We start from the raw sequence: 18,401 nt of genomic DNA on the forward strand, positions 1-18,401 counted from the left end.
TTTCAACGTCATATTTTTATTATCATGGTTCTCTTGTATGTTGATTTCCTTGCAATTGTTTATTCAGAAATTTAAATGAAAGCAGTATTACTAGCTGGTGGCCTGGGCACTCGTATCAGTGAGGAAACGTCAATCAAGCCAAAACCAATGATTGAAATAGGAGGAAAGCCAATTCTTTGGCACATCATGAAAATATATAGCTCCTATGGTATTAATGAATTTATTATTTGCTGTGGATACAAAGGTTATGTTATCAAAGAGTACTTTGCTAATTATTTTCTCCATATGAGCGATGTTACTTTCCACATGAAATTGAATTCAATGGAAGTTCATCATAAAAAGGCAGAGCCCTGGCAAGTAACTTTGGTTGATACTGGTGAACTGACAATGACGGGAGGTAGGTTAAAGCGTGTGCGAGATTATCTAGACGACTCTGATTTCTGTTTTACCTATGGCGATGGCGTTGCCGATGTAGACATTAATGCTCTTATTCAACATCACAATGCTTATGGACGTAAAGCAACGGTTACCGCAGTGCAACCACCGGGTCGTTACGGTGCATTGCAATTAAATGATGATTATAGAGTTGACGGTTTTCAGGAAAAACCACAAGGAGATGGAGGCTGGATTAATGGAGGATTTTTCGTTCTTAGTCCTAGTGTTATTGACTACATAAATGATGATTCAACTGTTTGGGAGCAAGAACCCCTTAAAACCTTGGCAAGCGAAGGTCAGCTCACGGCATTCCATCATCAAGGTTTCTGGCAACCCATGGATACGTTGCGAGAGAAGCAATTGCTTGAAAAGCTTTGGTCAGACAACTGCGCTCCTTGGAAAAATTGGTCATGACTGATAATTTTGCTTGGAATGGCCGTAGGGTTCTGTTGACTGGGCACACTGGTTTTAAAGGCAGTTGGCTATTTCTTTGGTTGCAGCAGCTTGGGGCTGAGGTTTTTGGTTATTCTCTAAATCCAGTTCTACCACATAATTTATTTGAGCCTCTAAGCGTGGCTTATCCTGATTTTTTAAAATCTAGGCACTGTATTGCTAATATCACCGATTTTGAAGCACTTAAAAGCTGGGTTCAATTCGTGCAACCAGAAGTTGTATTTCATCTTGCAGCTCAACCTTTAGTTAGATTAAGTTATAAGGATCCTTTAGGAACATGGGCCACAAATGTGCAGGGGTCATTAAATTTGCTTGAGTCGCTCAAAGTTTTAGATCATTCTTGCTCTGTTGTAATGATTACAACGGATAAAGTTTATGAAAATAAGGAGTGGAATTATGGATACAGAGAATTAGACCGACTTGGTGGGCATGATCCCTACAGCGCAAGCAAGGCTGCTGCTGAGATTGCTATAGCAAGCTGGCGAGATAGCTTCTGTGGCAGTGCCAGTCATCAGACTCCCCATCTTCATATCGCCACTGCTAGGGCGGGCAATGTCATTGGAGGCGGTGATTGGGCCGTTGATCGGATTGTCCCAGATGCGATGCGTGCTTTAGCTCACGGCGATTCGATTTCTGTGCGTAATCAATTCGCAACCCGACCTTGGCAGCATGTTCTTGAGCCTCTCAGTGGCTATTTACAGCTTGCCGAAGCTCTGGCTACGGATACGTTACCTCCGTGTGAAGCCTTTAACTTTGGCCCGCATCTTGAGAGCAATCGTCCTGTGCGTCAGCTTGTTGAAACTATGCTCAGCTATTGGCCAGGTCAATGGACTGATCAGAGTGACCCGAGTGCACCGCATGAGGCTGGTCTCTTACATTTGCAAATTGATAAGGCTCATCATCAGCTTGGTTGGAACCCCCGATGGGATTACGAGACTACGATTAAGCGCACTGTGGGTTGGTATCGTGCTGTTCATAACGGTGCAAGTCCTTTGGAGAGTTGCCTTGCGGATTTGGAAGCATATCAGACTGATTTATCCATCACATTGCAAACTGCCCATCGATAACAACACTGTACTCTTTATTTCATTCTAATTATTGGAACCTTCGCTTCATAGAAAACGATCCTGGTTTGGCCTAAGAATCTATTTATGTGGCATTCAATAGGAAGTTATTCGAATCAGTACGAAGGTTTTTCATATCTTTTCGTTGGCGGAGCTTATGCAAATTTTAATAACGTGTATGATCAGAAACATTGCAGATTCTTGAAAGCCATGGGTATTACTCTTCTGACTTTCATTGATCTGCCAGCTTTGATAATAATTAGCACGATGGTCAAGCTCAAAAGGTTAAATAACCGTAGATTAACTTGCCAATTGCAGTTTTATTCACTTTGTGCTCAATATTTTTTTGCATATAATTTCTTCAATTGTGACTTTGTGATCCCTATTGAAACTTCTCTCATTGTTCGTCGATATCCGTAGGTCAAGTCAAAAAATTTTTATAAATGGATCTTTGAAATCGAAAGATTGCTCGAGCTCAAATTTTTAAATCATATAGCCTGAAATCCCTAATTTTTTTCGTTTAAATGCGACAATGTGCCACGATTATCGTAGCTTCTGAGGCTTTAGTATTCCAGTGAGGTCAAGGGTTTAGTTGACGTGTAGTATCTGGGAAAAACCTGAATTCATAATGATTTCTAAATTTATGGTAATTGAATGCTTTTCTTAGACGATGTATTTTCATCCCAAGATGGATTAACTCGAGTTAATAAATGTTGCCAGAGATTCATTGTGATGGACTCTTAACTGTTTACGGCCAATATGTTTTATTTACTCCTACACATGTTTTGCTGAAGTGTCAAGAAATGCAGTAGGCATAGATTGCTTAATAATGTTTTCGCTTGGTCATTGTTTTACACATGACTGTCGTGTTGCTCCTCATGACTATTGGCAAGTTTGCAGTTATTGATTTATTACGGCTTTTTTGATCTTTTGATCAAATCTGTTTTGGTTATTCTCACCCTTCCCTCCCCCCCCTTTTTTTGAAACTAATCTAGTATTGTTAATACGGTTATTCAATGAATTTCCTGATAACTGAATTGACAATTGACAAATTGCTGCACGATTTGTGGTCCTATGCAAGATAAGATTGTTCGTAGTTTTTTATGTCGATTAGTTGCTAATCTGTTTTTTCTGCTTGCCTCAAAGTCGATAATGCCTATTAATAAATGTTTGTTACCTATTGGTTGTTGACATTTGTTTTTTGTGGCTTGGAAATTAGGCATTGTATGTAGATGCTGTTGTTGATAGCGTTTATATTGCAGAAGTAGACGATATTTCGTGCATGGTACGCCTTTGCCAAAGTCTTTTTCCGTTTTCAATTTTTATGCCGTATAAAAAGGGTTTAATGCTTTAAGCTTTCTTGTGTTTGATTTATTTAGTCATTCCAGTCAATCGTTTAAAATAATTAAAGGCTGACCATTGGCATGACTATTAAATTATCATTAATAAAAAATTTATATATCAAGGTGGGACTTGTAACCGTTTAGCTATTGCTCTTCGCTTATGGTTAACAGAAATTCATTGCTATCGAACTTACTTTAATGTCAAAAATTACTGTTCTCGAAAAGTTGTTGCCTGATGTCTTTTTATTGCAACTCCCCTGCTTTAAAGATCATCGCGGTGATTTCATAAAGTTGTTTCATTATGATGCGTTAATGGATCAAGGCATCAACTTCAAGCCTGCGGAATCATTTTTAACGCGCTCAACGGTTAATGTGTTGCGTGGCATGCATTTTCAAGTTGGTGAAGCAGCTCATGATAAATTAGTGAGCTGTATCAAAGGAAAAGTGCTGGATGTTGTGGTTGATGTTCGCCCCCAAAGTGCCCACTTTAATCAGCCGGTATCTGTTGAGCTTTCTGAATTCAATAATATGGCTTTATTGATTGGCAAAGGCTATGCCCATGGCTTTTTAACAACTGGAGACGACAGTTGGATGCTTTATTCCACGTCTACAGTGCATTGTTCGTCTCTTGATCGAGGTGTGTGTTGGGATTCAATTGCCTTTGATTGGCCTATAGATCAACCACTTACATCTGATCGGGATCGCTGCCATCCAAAAATTCAGGAGCTTTAATGAGGATTTGTTTAACCGGAGGTACCGGATTTATTGGGTCGCACTTTATTAATCAGGCTCTTATCGCTGGACATAGTATTTATGCTCTGAGGCGTAGCCCTAATAGCAAACCTCGTATTCCTTTGCTTGCATCCCCTGACTGGTTTGAATGCCAAATGGATGAGGTAACTTCACAGGAACTGCAAGGAAGCGATGTACTGGTTCACTTGTCAGCACATACTGGCAATGTTCCTTACGATAATCTAGCTAATTGTTTACGTTGGAATCTTAATGCTGTTTTGACTCTTTTTGAGCAAGCACGTTTGGCTGGTATTAGGCGTTTTGTGGTTGCTGGAAGTTGTTTTGAATACGGTAGTAGCGGTGAACGGTTTGATGCCATTCCAACTAATGCTCCCTTGGAACCAACTAACAGTTATTCTGCATCAAAAGCCGCGGCTTCGATCGCTTTGCTGCAATGGGCTAAGGAGCACAAAGTGAATCTCGAAATTTTGCGAGTATTTCACGCGTACGGTGAAGGAGAATTAGATACGAGGTTTTGGCCTTCATTGAAGAGAGCTGCTTTGTCTGGCTCAGATTTTCCTATGACAGAAGGGGAACAGATTCGTGATTTTATGCCAGTTGAAAATGTCGCACTAACCTTTCTAAATCGTGCGAGTATTAATGATACTTCTGCTTCTGATGTTCAAGTATTCAATCTGAGTACTGGTGACCCGACTAGTATTCGCTCCTTCGCACAGCGTTGTTGGGAACAATGGAATGCTTGTGGTGAATTAATTTTTGGTCAGGTTCCCTATCGTCCCGGCGAGGTGATGCGCTATGTACCTGGTGACAAAATCCTTAAGCTTTCAAGTCCAAGTTATAACTAAGAATTGAATGCCATGATTAATAAGTAGCATGTCAGTTTTCGTTGGTTTGTATTGTTAAAGTGGTTTGATTATTGTATGTCTAAATCAAGATGCACTTATTGCTTTTATTGCGAACGAAGCTTGTGGCGTAATTTCTTGATACACGATTTTTATCTTCCTTTCCCCTTTGTTTCTCGTTTTAAGTTTGTGAAAGGATGTGTTATTTCGCCTATTGTTTCGGATCCAGATAAGTTTTTGGTTGTGATTGCATAGATTTTTATAATTTTTGCTGGAGTGGTATAAGTTGAATCGTTGTCCCTTTCGCAAATTCTTAATCAATCTCACGCCTTAACAGCATAAAGCAATTTTGTTTAGTTTTTGGCGAGTATGTTAAATCTTACACTGCCGCGTTAACTTTTAAAGTATCTAAGTTTTTTACTCAGCATTATAAATCAATTTTTTTTATCTTTAATTACGATGTGCCGCATGTTTGCCTTCTGAAATTTTGCGCCGCCTACCATTCAAGTATGGAAACTAAAGGTTGTCCTAAACTTGGAAATTGCTTTTGTTTTTCAGCTTGTAAGTATCAATGATTTTTATTTTTTGAATTAGGTATGTCGCTCAGGATTCTTCGTGTTATTAGTTCTATTAACCCTGAATGTGGAGGTCCATCAGAGGGTATTCGTCAGATTACACCACACTTATTACGTCTTGGCGTTCAAACAACTGTGTTGAGTCTCGATAAGCCCGATTCAGTTTTTCTTAAAGCTCATAGTTTTCAGGCAATTGGTTTAGGTCCTGTAATTGGAGGTTATGGGTACTGTCGTGGACTGCCAGGGAAGATACGTGCTCTTGCTGAGGATCACGATGTTGTTATTATCCATGGCCTTTGGCAGTATCATTCTTTTGCCACTTGGCGTGCTCTTAGGCAAAGTAACATTCCTTACTTTGTTTATACGCATGGAATGCTCGACCCTTGGTTTAAACGAACTTATCCAATTAAACATCTAAAAAAGTGGGTTTATTGGCCTTGGGCCGACTACCGAGTACTTCGTGATGCTAAGGGTGTCCTGTTCACTACCGAGCAGGAGAGGGATTTAGCGCGTCAATCATTTTGGTTGTATCGTGCAAATGAGGCGGTTGTCAATTACGGAACATCTGCTCCGCCGCCCGAAGTTGATCGTCAAAAATTGGTCTTCATACAGCGATTTCCAGAACTGACAGATAAACGCATCTTTCTTTTCCTAAGTAGGATTCATCCCAAAAAAGGTGTTGATTTGTTGATAGAGGCATTTGCACAGGTGTCTTCAATGGATGCATCACTTCATCTCCTAATCGCAGGCCCAGATCAGTTGAATATGAAAGCTCAACTGCAGAATCGGTCGGTTGAGCTTGGAATTTCTGATCGCATTACCTGGCCCGGCATGCTCAGCGGCGAGCTTAAGTGGGGTGCCTTTCGCTGTGCCGAGCTGTTTTGCCTCCCCTCTCATCAGGAAAATTTTGGAATTGTTGTGGCTGAAGCATTAGCATGCGGTCTACCAGTTGCGATAGCAGAGCCGGTTAATATTTCCAACGATGTCGCTAATGCTGGTGCAGGCATCGTTTTTGTTGATCAGACTTCTGGTACAAAAGAGGCTCTTCAGAAGTGGTTAGCAATGTCATCCATTGCTAAATTGAAGATGTCCCAACGGGCTCTACAGCTTTTTTCTGAACGCTTTGATTTCGCATCTTCGGCAAAAAATCTTCTCTCTGTGTTGGAAGCAGCAGTACAAGCTCGTACAATTTGATGATCCTCGCTAAGGTCAATACCTTCGAAGGTCCCAGTTTTAATTTCCGTAACCGTTTGGCCAGATTAATTTGGCAGTTTGTTTGGTTACTCTTTTTTCGTCCAACCCCGCCTCCAGCTCATGTTTGGAGATGTTGGCTGCTTCGGCGCTTTGGCGCTAAAGTTCATTTCAGTTGTCATGTATACAGTAGTGCCAAAATCTGGGCTCCATGGAACTTAGTTATGGCTGCGAATTCATGTCTTGGACCAGACGTTAAGTGTTATTCAATGGCTTTGATTCAGTTAGGAGAAAGAGCCGTTGTTTCTCAGGGTGTTCATCTTTGTTCAGGTTCCCATGATTACACTCAAGAGTCTTTTCAACTCTTTGCTGAGCCTATTTTGATAGATTCGGATGTATGGATCTGTGCAGAATCATTTGTAGCTCCCGGTGTTCGTATCGGCGAAGGAGCTGTGATAGGTGCAAGGTCTGTTGTTACTAGGTCCCAGCCTCCATGGTTTGTTTGTGCAGGAAATCCTGCTAAATGTTTGAAACCGCGTGATCATCCAAGATCCAAATCCTGTTAGTTAATTTAGAGCTGATATTTCTTTGGTCATGTCACTTACTCAGTCATAACGATTATCTAAGCTCTAAACTCTGGCGGTCAACCTATTATGATATTTTATATTTTAATGTTTATGTTCTTATTGCGCGCATGGTGGCTCTAATTATCGATGTTAAAATTGTGTTCCATGCTTTTAGTGCTTTTTGTGTTTTTTGTTGACCAATATAGTTTGACTTCCGTTTTTCGCCCGCTTTTGGTGTTTGCAAATCCATCCTCCTTGGTCTTTAGTTCAATGATGTATATTTCGCGGTATAGGTTTTTCTTTGTTGCCAGTGTTTGGGTATGAATGCTTGTTTTGTTATCGATTTGCACATCCAGCCATTGAAATAACAGTTGTTATTCTCAGCGTTAATTTAATATGAATGTTTGTCGTGCAGTCTTTTCGAATGATGGCGATTAGGTGACTGTACCCGTTCCCGTTCCCGTTCCCGTTGTTCTTTCCCCCTCATCTTTGAACCCTTAATGCTTGCTTCTCTTGTTCGCAATTTGGTGACTGGTGGTGTAGGCTTTTGGGCTCTCATCTCTGCGATCGCTTGATGGATTTCGGAGAAGAGGTGATATGCATGGCTATTTACTTCACGGTCTGTAAGATAGATATTGTGCAGTGGACGGACCATCCACGTTTTGAATCGTCCCGCCATGACGTAATAGAGCCAATTAAGTTCGAGGTGGACCAGATCTGGCATCTGGCTTGTCCAGCTTCCCCTGTGCACTACCAATTCAACCCGGTAAAAACGGCGAAAACGAGCTTCAATGGTATTTACGACATGCTGGGCCTAGCATGACAGGTTGGGGCAAGGCTGTTGTTGGCCAGCACCAGTGAGGTGTATGGAGATCCCGAGGTGCATCCCCAGCCCGAGAGTTATCGGGGTTTCGTGAACCCCATCGGTATTCGCAGCTGCTACGACGAAGGCAAGCGCATCGCCGAGACACTCTGTTTCTATTACTAAAGTGTGCACAACCTCGAAATCAGGGTCATGCGTATTTTCATCACTTACTGCCCGCGCACGCTTCCTGAAGATGGCCGTGTCGTGAGCAACTTCATCGTGCAGGCGCTCAAGGGATAGTCGCTCACTCTTTATGGCGATGGCAGCCAGACGTGCAGCTTCTGTTTTGTGAATCTTATCGAGGGGATGATTCGTTTGATGAATGGATCACACACTGGACCTGTTGATATTGGTAACCCAACGGAATTCAAGGTTAGTCAGCTGGATGAAATGGTGCGGGAGATGATCAATCCAAAATTGGAGTTGATCTGCAAACCGCCGCCGCAGGATGATCCCCTATAATGACAACCTGTCATCGATCTTGCAAAGAAGGAGTTGGGTTGGACACCTGCGGTGGAGCTTGAGCAAGGTCTCGAGCCCACAATTGCTTATTTCAAAAAACTGTTGAATACCTGAAGATTTGGAATAAATTTAACTTTTGATTGCGTTTGTTTTGGCTTAGGCATCCTATTTAAATACTTCTTTTCTCTATCAATTTAATATTTTGCCTTGCTTTAAGCTTTTGCAATGTATTGAATTTTGTTTGACTAAATTTGCCGGTTATAGTATTTTAATGCTGGCGTGTGGCATTCTGCGTTGATGATTTTTTGTTTCGGAAAACTTTTATTTATCTGAAATATCTGTTAAAGGTAAAGTTGAGTTTGTTCCGTTTGATTTCGCAGGCTTTGTTATGCAATTTTTGGATAGATCGCCATCAAGTTTTTGTTCGATTGATCGCCTTTGGACGAGTTTTTCGAAGGGTGATGATGCAGCTGAAAATTGCAATTTATATTGCAATTTTCAGCGTTGTTGTGTTGCTTTGCTTGACTTTCAATTGTCACTGATTTTCTTTTTGCATTATTGTTTTCTTGATGGTTAGTGCTTTAGTTTTTGCGCCAGTATGTTTGCTTTTTATTCAGTGCTAAGGTCTTGCTGAAGCGTTAAATCTTTTTGAATGGTATAAATCTACTGCCCTGTCATATAGCAAAGACGCTTTGGTGGTTTTTACGGGAATGTGTGAAGAGGGTTATCATTGCTATTTAATAGTGCTATTATTGAGTCTTGGTAATGCCTTGTTTTTAATAACCTCTGATTTGTCTTTGCGCTTTTTAAGTTTTTAAAATATTTAGTTTTGCATCTTAATTTGATTGCAATCTATACTATTTGCCGATTGTTTTGACTCTATGAAATTGGATTTGACAGTTGCGGTCCCAGTTCGAAACGAAGAGAAAAATCTTCCTATGTGCCTTCAGGCTATAGGTGTTGATTTTGCTCAAAGCATCTTTGTGATTGATTCAGGCAGCACTGATGCCACAGCAGAGGTGGCTCGTTCTCATGGTGCTCAATTGATTGACTTTGAGTGGGATGGCTATTTTCCTAAGAAACGCAATTGGTTCCTGCGCTACCACACTCCAAGAACGAAATGGGTGTTGTTTCTAGATGCTGATGAGATACTGTCCCCTGCGGTCAAGAAGGAGATCGCTGCTGCTTTGTCAGATACCCGTCACCAGGGTTTTCTCCTCAGTTACTCCAATTACTTCCTGGGTCGCCGTCTTCGCGGCGGATACCCCCTTCGTAAGATGGCGTTATTCCGTGTTGGAGAGATTGAATATGAGCGAATTGATGAAGATCGTTGGTCTCAATGTGATATGGAAGTGCATGAACATCCCATTCTGAACGGCTCTGTGGGTTTAATCAGAAGCCGAATTGATCATCGAGATCTGCGTGGTATTGATAGTTATATGCGCAAGCATAATGAATATGCAGCATGGGAAGCTAATCGCATGCATGTGGCGCGCTCTTCTTCTTCTTCTTTAAGTAATCATCCTTGGAGCCAGAAGCAGCGCTTTAAATACAGTCTACTATCCTCAAAGTTTGGTGGTTTTATTTATTTTTTAGGAAGCTATTTTTTGATGGGTGGATGGAGAGATGGTTCGGTTGGTTTTGCGTTCGCCATGCTAAAAGCTGGATATTTTACTCAGATAGCTTGTCGTCTAAAGGAATTGGAGACCAATAGACTCCGTTGAGTTTTATTTTGAAAGCTTTGTGTGTTTCGAGGTTTTCAGTGAAACGATGAAAACTCTTCTCTACTATTTCAATTATTCTCCTTGACAAGCTGGCATTGGTTAATTCTTGGGGTAATTGTCTCGCTGGTTTGCCGAGAACAGTCATTGCGTGTGTTTGGTTACGGCATTCTCCTTTTACCTCAGTGGCGAGTGAATAGCCAGCACAGCAACTTTACACAGTTGTAGAGCTTCAATGCGTACGCATGAGCTGTTGCCCCCTTTGGTTACTAAGCAGTCTCAGTGGTATTACTAACCTGTTTGCATCTAGCCAGTTTTGCTTTGTCTAATTTTGATCTCTTGTTAGCTTCTCCTCGCTGGAATATGGATGTGGTGGTACTTTGTCAGCAGCGTTTTTGTGCTCCAGGAGCGCTGCTATATGGTCGTCTTTATGGTTTGTGCTTCATCACCTGACTCTACGTTCAGGATTTTGAGCTCGATACTACCTTTGATCTGGACATGCTTAAAGGTAAATGGCTGCGTCCTCTACCGGAGACCTGAGAGCAGCATCCTTCGTTGTTTCGAAGGGATCAGCAGCATAAGCGCCTCCACGCTGCAGCTTCTTCAATCCAAGTATGTTCCCCTCAACAGATCTGAGTTGCTCCCTTGTTGCTTAGATAGCAAATGCTTCAAGTGCTTGAAGTTCTGCGGCATGCGTGTGTACGATTCGGCAGATCAAGATGAAGTAAAGCAGGCCACGTCTCAATGATCTGCGCATTACTCAGTTGGGAAGGTTGCTAAGATTTTGGAGCCTGGATGAATTTCCTTAACTGTTTAATGTTTTGCGTGGAGAGATGACTCTGGATTGGAATCAGGCAACATAATGAGCTTTGTCGCAAGCTGATTCCGAGTATATGCAGCAGCATGCCTCTAAGTCAGGGATTACCTATTAGGCCCAGGCGAGTGGCTGGAGCGGTCACACCCGCAATCTTTCAATTGTGGCCCAAGGTTAAAATGCCGATCTCCGCTATCAGTGTGACTGGAAGCTCAAAATTGACATCAAAGTCCTTAATTAAAACGTTTCTTCGTCTGCGCTCGGGCAATAACTATTAAATGGACCATTTGCCGGTCTGATTCGTTGGCCTGGTTCGGCTTGCGGGGGACGTTGTTTCATATGTTGTTCACGCCCTGGCTGTTGTCTTTGTTGCTGGGGCCTTGGTTGCCGTTTTGCTTGTGGTGCTGCCTCTGCCGTTGCGTTGGTGAAGTCAATATGTTTGTAATAAGTGGGTGCTGCTAGTGAATGTCATCTATTCGCCTTCGGCGACTGAATTCCCCAATTGAATTCTTCTGCAGCTTTCTTACTTAACAGTTACCTGCGCCGGTTGAGCGCATTGGGAACGCACCTCAACTTATGTCCGTGTTGGTAGGGCGAGGACCAAAGATCGCCAAGGCCACCTCACTAGAGGCGGTGCGCCTCTTGAAGCAACAAATGGTCTAGGCCGTTTATGTGTCTGGTGATGCCCTCTCAACAGCCCAGCGATGGTGGATGCGGAGGGCCCAGCAGGTTTAGTTGCCCGCGATTCCTGCGCTCTCACCACCTGGGAAAACGCCACTCTTACCAAGACTTGGCTGCAGACAAATCATCCTGGTGCACCGGTGCTGTTAATCACTGATCCCTGGCAACTGCCCCGGGCCGCCCATGCCTTTGCCCATCAGGGCTTCGCGTGCTGCCCCTGGCGGTGTCTCCGTGCTTGAGCCGTAATGAATGCAACCGCTTGGCCTTGCATGAAACGGCTGGCATGTTCCTCTATCGCCTGCCGAGGCGAATGTAAGGAGGTTCAAGAGCCATTTATTTGGATCCATTGGTTTCGAGGTAGTGGCGAAGGTGGCCGGGCATGTGATGCTTGAGTGCTTCATCTCGGCTAATCCCGGCTGATGACCTGAGTTCGCTCAGTTCGTAACAGCCAGCAGCCTCACCTCTGTTATGAGGTGGTTAATTGGAGCTCAACATGGCCTCTTCTTCTGTGAGGGTTGAGTGCTCAGGCAGCGTGCACAGCCAGCCCAAATTTGTTGGTTGAGTTTGCAGCCAAAACTGAGAGCTGGTGATTAGCGAGGCTGTGATAAAAAATCCGAATTCGTCGCTGATAGATTTTAGATCCTCTTCTATTGCCATCCAGCATGCCTTGCGTACGGGGCGCTTGATTGCCAGCTCCATCGCGACCCTTTTGATCGCATGCTTGCAGCCGAGTCCAGGCTCGTTCGCAGCGAGCAGGTGTCTGGCTCAAATTCCCTGTCCTCCACAGGAGATTCCTCGTCCTCATAGCCGCAAGCTGCAATGATCCTCCGGCTAACGTCCTTCTGCTGAAATTCATACAGCAACCGTACTTGGTGATCTTGTTTTCAATCCTCATGGGATTTCCCCGCCTGGTTGTCATTTTCATTGTCTTTTGTCTGTTGCTTTGAACATCCTTCTTTATGGCCTTAATTACGCGCCGGAACCGGTTGGCATCGGTAAATACAGCGGTGAACTCGCCCGCTGGTTAGCGGCCCGTGGCCACAGCGTGCGTGTGATCACAGCGCCGCCCTATTTCCCGGCCTGGCACATAGCAGCAGGCCATCACAACCGTTTTAGCCTGGAGCTGCGTGAAGGGGTTCGGGTGCGACGCTGCCCTCTCTGGGTGCCACGCCAGCCCAGCGGGCTCAAGCGCTTGCTGCATCTCGCCAGCTTTGCGTTTTCCAGCCTTGGGCCCTTGCTGTTGCAACGTCGTAGCCGGCCTGATGTGGTGATCACCGTGGCGCCAGCTTTCTTCTGTGCCTCCGCTGCTCTTTGGCTTGGGCGCCTCTGCGGCAGTCGTACGCTCACTTGGCTTCACATCCAGGATTTCGAGCTCGATGCTGCCTTTGAGCTTGGCCTTCTTAAGGGCCGGCTGCTCCGTTCCTTGGCAGAAACCTGGGAGCGCCGCACACTGCGCAGCTTTGATCGTGTGAGCAGCATCAGCACCGCCATGGTGCAAAAGCTGGGCACCAAAGGTGTGGTTCCTTCCCGCAGTTTGCTGTTGCCCAACTGGGTCGATCTCGACGCGATCTGCCCGCAGCTGGGATCTGCTCGCCAGGAGAACTCCTACCGACGTGAGTTCGGCATCACCCCTGATCAAATCGTGCTCCTCTATTCGGGCTCGATGAACAAGAAGCAGGGCCTGGAGATGCTCGCTGAGGTGATCCAACGACTCAGCGCTCAGCCCAACCTGGTGTGGCTCCTAGCTGGCGAAGGTCCTACCAAGGAAGAGCTCATCCATGCCACCGCCGGTCTGCCCCAGGTCCGCCACCTGCCCCTGCAGCCAGCAGAAAGGATGGACGACTGGCTTAATGCTGCTGATATCCATCTGCTTCCTCAGAAAGCCGGCGCCGCTGATCTTGTTCTCCCCTCCAAATTGCTTGGCATCCTCGCCAGCGGTCGCCCCCTTGTGGCCAGTTCACCTGAGGGCAGTGAATTGTCCTTGCTAGCCGGCAACGCCGGGCGCTGTGTGCCACCCGGCGATGCCGCAGCCTTTGCGGATGCCTTGCATGAGTTGATCGAAAGCGCCGAGCTGCGGGCTCAATGCGGCGAGTTAGCCCGTCAGCTCGCCACTAGCCATTTTAGCAAAGATGCCGTTCTGCAGCGTTTTGAACAGCAGCTTTTCGCTTTGCACGGTTGAATAGTTTTGCTCCATCAAAGCTCCAATTCCTTGAAGCTCTCACCCTGGGGAGGTTTGTTACGCCTTCATGGCCAGGACATTGCCCGCCTGCAGCGTCTGCTCGATCCCCTCGTGCTCACGCTGCTGTTTCTATGGTTTGACTCAGGGGGTAAGGGGGGTGGAAGTTATGCCTGGTTGCCTTTCTGGGTTCTGGTGCCTCTGACGGTGCTCTTGATTCTTTCTCGTGCCGGGCTTTATACCAGCTATCGCCACCGCAGTCTGCGAGCGCTGATCCGTCGGATTACCACCTCCTGGTTGTTTGTGCTGAGTCTTCTGCTAACAGCAGCTTTCCTCAGCAAGAGTTCGGCATCGTTTTCGCGTCTCAGTAGCAGCCTCTGGGCCTTAAGTGGTTATTTATGGTTAATTTCCAATCACGTGCTGCTGCGCAAGTGGTTGCGATGGCATCGAAGTCAGGGAGGCAACAGCCGCACAATTGTCTATTGGGGTCTCCCTGATGCGGCTGAGACTTTTGCTGAGCAGATCGCCAGCAACACATGGATGGGATATCAGATTATTGCTTGGTTTTCGCCAGTACCAATGCGCCCGGATCAACACTCGCAGAATCTGCCCAGCTGTTCTGGTGGCTTGCGAGAGCTACGTGATTGGTTGAAAATCCGCGATGTTGACCGCCTGGTGTTTAGTCACGTCACCCGTGATGGCCTGGGGATGGATCAGATGATTCAATTATTTGGAGATTGTTCCATCCCGATTGTTTATGCACCGCACTGGGCGCATCCCACGATGCGCTTCACGGTCGACAGCATCGGCACACAGCCCTGCATTGATCTCTGGGGAAGTGAGCGAAGTCTGCTTGACCGCCAACTGAAGCGCAGTTTTGATCTTTTTCTCACTGGCATCGGCGTGGTCTTGATTGCTCCGTTGCTCCTGGTGATTGCGATTGCTGTGAAGCTTTCAAGTCCAGGCCCTGTCTTTTACATGCAGGATCGTTATGGCCTTGATGGAAAGCGGTTCAAATGTTTCAAATTTCGCAGCATGCGTGTGCTCGACACTGCCGATCAGCAAGTGGTGAAGCAGGCCACGGCTGATGATCCGCGCATCACGCCTGTTGGATCGTTTCTTAGAAAATGGAGTTTAGATGAACTCCCTCAAATTTTTAATGTCTTAAAAGGAGATATGAGCCTTGTCGGGCCAAGGCCCCATGCTGTGCAACACAACGAGCTATACCGCAAAGTGATTCCTGGCTACATGCAGCGTCATGCCTACAAGCCTGGGATTACCGGTTTGGCTCAAGTGAGTGGCTGGCGGGGCGAAACGCGTAACCTTTCTGACATGGAAAATCGCATTTATGCTGATTTGGCCTATCAACGTGACTGGAGCCTCAAGCTCGATATCAAGATCTTGATCAAAACCTTCCTGCGTCTTCGCTCAGGAAATGCCTATTGAATGGATCGATTGCAAACCAGTTTCCTTGGTTTGGTTCAGTTGGCGCGAGTCTTTGCTCTATGTGCTCTTCACTCCTTGGCTGCTTTCATTATTCGCTGGCCTGTTAATTACAGCGTTAACTGTTGTGCTGTCGATTCGATTGTCTTGGTTGAATCGCTCGTTGATTGTGATCAGTGCGGTTCTGTCGGTGAATATTATTTATTCTCCACTGGCCACCCAATGGCTCAGCGTCTGGCTTTCATCCCAGCTGCCACAGACGTTTGAGCGTGCTGAGGATGCACCTCGGCCTGTTGCAGTGTTATTGGGTCGTGGAGCGAAAATTGGTAGGGCAACTTCCAGGAAGGCTGCCCAACTTTTGAACGATCACAAGGTGGAGGCCGTTTATGTGTCTGGTGATCGCCTTTCGACGGCTCAGCGGGTTGTGAAACTTGGTGCACCAGCGGAGCGTGTAGCTGGTGATTCCTGCGCCCGAACCACCTGGCAAAACGCCACGCGCACTAATGCTTGGCTCCAAAGAAACCATCCAGAGGCACCGGTGCTATTGATTACCGACCCCTGGCAACTTCCCCGTGCTGCCCATGCCTTTGCCGGTCAGGGGCTTAAAGTTATGCCCATGGCTATTTCTCCACAGCTCAATAGCCGCACCCGCAATCGCCTGGCGTTGCGTGAAACCGCTGGCACGCTCCTTTATCGATTGCAGGGACGTATGTGATCACAACTGAAGAGTTTTGGGCTTAACTTCATAGTCCTCCAGATATTGGCGCAAGTGGTTTGGAAGATGTTGATCCAGCGCTTGTTCTCTGCTCATCCAAGTTGTGGCAATGATTTCCAGCTGATCAATTTCTATCGGTGGTCGACTTCCTGCATGAATTGAATTGATTAGGTGTTGATCCCACAGCAAGGTAAAGATCGTCACTGTGTTGAGCCCACCCGGTTGTCTTTCTGAGATGGTCCATGGATCCTGCAACCAGTTGCTTTCGATCGCAAGTCCCAGTTCTTCATGAAGTTCACGTACAGCGGCATCCTTTGCACTTTCTCCAGCTTGAATACCTCCGCCCGGTAAGCCGTAGCCTCTTCGGTAGCTGGTTTGCACCATTAGCAATTGGTTGCTCAGCCAGATCGCAACGAGACTTCCATGGGTATTGGGTTTGCGGATCAGCCGGTAGAGCTCATAGGTCCATGAGGCTATCTGCAGTAGGTGCAATCGGCGGGCTATATATTTCAGTCGATGCTTGGTGAACATTGGCTTCTTGCAGTGCCAGATATGGTGATGTTCAACGGAAGGCTCATGATCAAAAGTGACTCTGTCAGCAAGATTGCTTCAGTTTCATCTTATTGTCTTCAAGCTGTTCACCCTGCTTCAGCATTCAGCCCTTTTGATCCAACGCTTTGAGAATGGTCTTTACTTCTTGTGCCGTGGTCAGGGCTTGATCAGTTTCATCTGGGTCGAACAATTCAAAGGGCAGGGTGACATCCATCGGGTAGCTGGATTGGATCACCTTGCGGCTGAGTCTCCTCAGCGGCAGTTCTTCTAATTTCTGAGTTTCCAGACCTGTCTGTTGTAGCCGTTCCACCAGGTCGTTAAGCACGTGCGTCTAGGGCGGCTCCAGCCCCTATTCCAGCAATGCACTTTTCAAGCTTTTCCCAGCTACCTGTGAAGCTTAAAACAAGCTTGGGCAAAAAAACCGTTGTTTTTCGCCAACTGAGCATGCTCAAGGTCGTTCTGGGCTTGGCGCAGCTATGCATCGGCCCGGCTTTCATGGAATCTCCGCCAGCCGCGGGATGGCGACCTTGGCAGCATTGCGCCAGATCGCCGAATCGCTCTCAGGCAACTGAGCCCAGTCCTCACTGTCGAGACCAATCATGTCGTCTGCAACACCATGCTCAAACAATTAATCTCAATTATTCTCAATTAATCTAACTAACTGTAGATCAGACGTTTACTGGCGGCCACAATAAAATCTGTATCGGACAGGCTATCCCAATCGACGCGAGCCAAACAGGTAAATCTGATCGAGTAGCTCTGCGCTTGACAGAACCAATTGGCGCAAGAAAAGACTCAGATTACGTAGCTACTGAGCATGACGTTGAATGCGAAGGGCCGCCAGGCTGGGTATGGTTGAGGATGGCCTGTTCAAAGTCTTTGGAAGTAGCAGTACGTTGGCTGAGAACCTCTCTCATTATTTTTAGCGAAGCCATACGCCTGTTCCATAAATGCTATTTCGCGATGCAGCGGTTTGCTGTCCGAACGGATTGCTTAGCTCGATCCCCAGAAAGTCCTTCATGGGCAATCAAGTGCCACATTGGAGATCGATTTTCCATGGCAACAGATGGTCATCGTGAGCAGCTCCAAGTTCATATAGAGCATGATTTTTTTCCACACTTTGGTGAGTGCTGATCAGCTTGAGGAGCTTTTGGCTATCGGCATTGCGGAATGCAGGGGATAATCAGCTTTGATCGGCCCGGCGGCGCAGTTCCTGCTGCAGACTCTCGAGTTCATATTGGTTTTAGTGGAGATCAAGTTTGAGATTTCGTCTGCAAAACCGGGGCTGTTGGTGTGGCTTTTGAGGTTGCGGCTGGGGATCATTGCCATCCAGTTGCGTTCTTTGCCGGCAGGCAATAGGTCTTTCGCTACTACTTCCCGAACGGCATCTCGGGAGTCGCTGATGCCTCTGACACCTTGATCAACCAGGAAGTCTTTCAACAGAAGCCAGCTGAGTTTGTTGGTGAATTCAAAGGCTTGAATCAAGCCCTGCTGCTTCAGCTCGCTGAGTGGGCGGCTGTTTGTAAGTGTAGGCGCTAATTTGAGGGTAGCCAGTGCTCATTCGTCATTCTCAAGACGCTGCAACCAGCGCACATCAGCGTCTGCCATGGAAGCCAATGCATTCACTGCACATAGAGAGGCAACGATGGGGTCGGACAGGCCTGACAACGAGCCTTGTCTGTGCATGAGCTGCTTGCTTTGATCCATTGGATACGCTCTCATCTCGTATGCAGAATTTCGTTCTCCTTGC

Annotated in this window: 15 protein-coding genes and 1 pseudogene; 12 read left to right on the top strand and 4 right to left on the bottom strand. The window is 46.0% G+C overall.

The genetic code is table 11. From position 1 onward, the window contains the following. Positions 1-75 precede the first annotated feature (75 nt). From rfbF to SIB73_RS13905, 12 genes and pseudogenes are all read left to right on the top strand, one after another. A complete protein-coding gene (gene rfbF / locus SIB73_RS13850) occupies positions 76-849 on the top strand; it encodes a glucose-1-phosphate cytidylyltransferase (RefSeq protein WP_413404214.1) in 774 nt (257 codons plus the stop codon). Next, positions 831-1,955, top strand: coding sequence for a CDP-glucose 4,6-dehydratase (gene rfbG / locus SIB73_RS13855; RefSeq protein ID WP_413404212.1), 1,125 nt, complete (start codon positions 831-833; stop codon positions 1,953-1,955). Before rfbF ends, rfbG begins: the two co-directional genes overlap by 19 nt. A gap of 1,538 nt (positions 1,956-3,493) precedes the next feature. Continuing rightward, the gene (locus SIB73_RS13860) at positions 3,494-4,027 is read left to right on the top strand and encodes a dTDP-4-dehydrorhamnose 3,5-epimerase family protein (RefSeq protein ID WP_413404211.1); all 534 of its coding nucleotides are present in this window, start codon (positions 3,494-3,496) and stop codon (positions 4,025-4,027) included. Then, entirely contained in the window at positions 4,027-4,893 is an 867-nt protein-coding gene (locus SIB73_RS13865) for an NAD-dependent epimerase/dehydratase family protein (protein WP_413404209.1), read from the top strand. The genes SIB73_RS13860 and SIB73_RS13865 overlap by 1 nt, the downstream gene beginning before the upstream one ends. 593 nt (positions 4,894-5,486) lie before the next feature. Next, entirely contained in the window at positions 5,487-6,659 is a 1,173-nt protein-coding gene (locus tag SIB73_RS13870) for a glycosyltransferase (protein WP_413404208.1), read from the top strand. Between the two features lie 266 nt (positions 6,660-6,925). Then, the gene (locus SIB73_RS13875; RefSeq protein ID WP_413439636.1) at positions 6,926-7,222 is read left to right on the top strand and encodes a hypothetical protein; all 297 of its coding nucleotides are present in this window, start codon (positions 6,926-6,928) and stop codon (positions 7,220-7,222) included. Between the two features lie 500 nt (positions 7,223-7,722). Continuing rightward, positions 7,723-8,663 (top strand): annotated as a pseudogene (locus SIB73_RS13880) (GDP-mannose 4,6-dehydratase). A 773-nt stretch (positions 8,664-9,436) separates the two neighbouring features. Continuing rightward, a complete protein-coding gene (locus SIB73_RS13885) occupies positions 9,437-10,273 on the top strand; it encodes a glycosyltransferase family 2 protein (protein ID WP_413439637.1) in 837 nt (278 codons plus the stop codon). Between the two features lie 1,515 nt (positions 10,274-11,788). Further along, positions 11,789-12,004: a YdcF family protein gene (locus tag SIB73_RS13890; RefSeq protein WP_413404205.1), complete on the top strand. Its 216-nt coding sequence runs from the start codon at positions 11,789-11,791 to the stop codon at positions 12,002-12,004. A gap of 704 nt (positions 12,005-12,708) precedes the next feature. Beyond that, positions 12,709-13,944, top strand: a complete 1,236-nt coding sequence (locus SIB73_RS13895) for a WcaI family glycosyltransferase (RefSeq protein WP_413404201.1) — start codon at positions 12,709-12,711, stop codon at positions 13,942-13,944. A gap of 111 nt (positions 13,945-14,055) precedes the next feature. Beyond that, positions 14,056-15,387: an undecaprenyl-phosphate glucose phosphotransferase gene (locus tag SIB73_RS13900; protein WP_413404199.1), complete on the top strand. Its 1,332-nt coding sequence runs from the start codon at positions 14,056-14,058 to the stop codon at positions 15,385-15,387. Beyond that, entirely contained in the window at positions 15,377-16,099 is a 723-nt protein-coding gene (locus tag SIB73_RS13905) for a YdcF family protein (RefSeq protein WP_413404198.1), read from the top strand. The genes SIB73_RS13900 and SIB73_RS13905 overlap by 11 nt, the downstream gene beginning before the upstream one ends. Here the strand turns inward: SIB73_RS13905 and SIB73_RS13910 are convergent, their stop codons facing one another. The 4 genes from SIB73_RS13910 to SIB73_RS13925 form a co-directional block, all read right to left on the bottom strand. Then, positions 16,100-16,630 (bottom strand): NUDIX domain-containing protein, encoded by a 531-nt coding sequence (locus SIB73_RS13910; protein ID WP_413404196.1) that lies wholly within the window; start codon positions 16,628-16,630, stop codon positions 16,100-16,102. Positions 16,631-16,754: 124 nt separating this feature from the next. Next, on the bottom strand, positions 16,755-16,976 hold the full coding sequence (locus tag SIB73_RS13915) for a hypothetical protein (RefSeq protein ID WP_413404195.1): 222 nt from the start codon (positions 16,974-16,976) through the stop codon (positions 16,755-16,757). 809 nt (positions 16,977-17,785) lie between these two features. Next, positions 17,786-18,205, bottom strand: a complete 420-nt coding sequence (locus tag SIB73_RS13920) for a nucleotidyltransferase substrate binding protein (protein ID WP_413439797.1) — start codon at positions 18,203-18,205, stop codon at positions 17,786-17,788. Positions 18,206-18,208: 3 nt separating this feature from the next. After that, a complete protein-coding gene (locus SIB73_RS13925; RefSeq protein WP_413439638.1) occupies positions 18,209-18,373 on the bottom strand; it encodes a hypothetical protein in 165 nt (54 codons plus the stop codon). Positions 18,374-18,401: the final 28 nt, after the last annotated feature.

The sequence above is a fragment of the Synechococcus sp. MIT S9509 genome (genome assembly GCF_047303035.1).
Lineage (GTDB): Bacteria > Cyanobacteriota > Cyanobacteriia > PCC-6307 > Cyanobiaceae > Synechococcus_C.

Excerpts from the sequence above, each read along its gene's own strand:
- SIB73_RS13910 (WP_413404196.1), bottom strand. The coding sequence starts at position 16,630 with ATGTTCACCAAGCATCGACTGAAATATATAGCCCGCCGATTGCACCTA.
- SIB73_RS13890 (WP_413404205.1), top strand. The coding sequence starts at position 11,789 with ATGGTGGATGCGGAGGGCCCAGCAGGTTTAGTTGCCCGCGATTCCTGC.
- SIB73_RS13905 (WP_413404198.1), top strand. The coding sequence starts at position 15,377 with ATGCCTATTGAATGGATCGATTGCAAACCAGTTTCCTTGGTTTGGTTC.
- SIB73_RS13860 (WP_413404211.1), top strand. The coding sequence starts at position 3,494 with ATGTCAAAAATTACTGTTCTCGAAAAGTTGTTGCCTGATGTCTTTTTA.
- SIB73_RS13865 (WP_413404209.1), top strand. The coding sequence starts at position 4,027 with ATGAGGATTTGTTTAACCGGAGGTACCGGATTTATTGGGTCGCACTTT.
- SIB73_RS13870 (WP_413404208.1), top strand. The coding sequence starts at position 5,487 with ATGTCGCTCAGGATTCTTCGTGTTATTAGTTCTATTAACCCTGAATGT.
- rfbF (WP_413404214.1), top strand. The coding sequence starts at position 76 with ATGAAAGCAGTATTACTAGCTGGTGGCCTGGGCACTCGTATCAGTGAG.
- SIB73_RS13925 (WP_413439638.1), bottom strand. The coding sequence starts at position 18,373 with ATGAGAGCGTATCCAATGGATCAAAGCAAGCAGCTCATGCACAGACAA.
- SIB73_RS13875 (WP_413439636.1), top strand. The coding sequence starts at position 6,926 with ATGGCTTTGATTCAGTTAGGAGAAAGAGCCGTTGTTTCTCAGGGTGTT.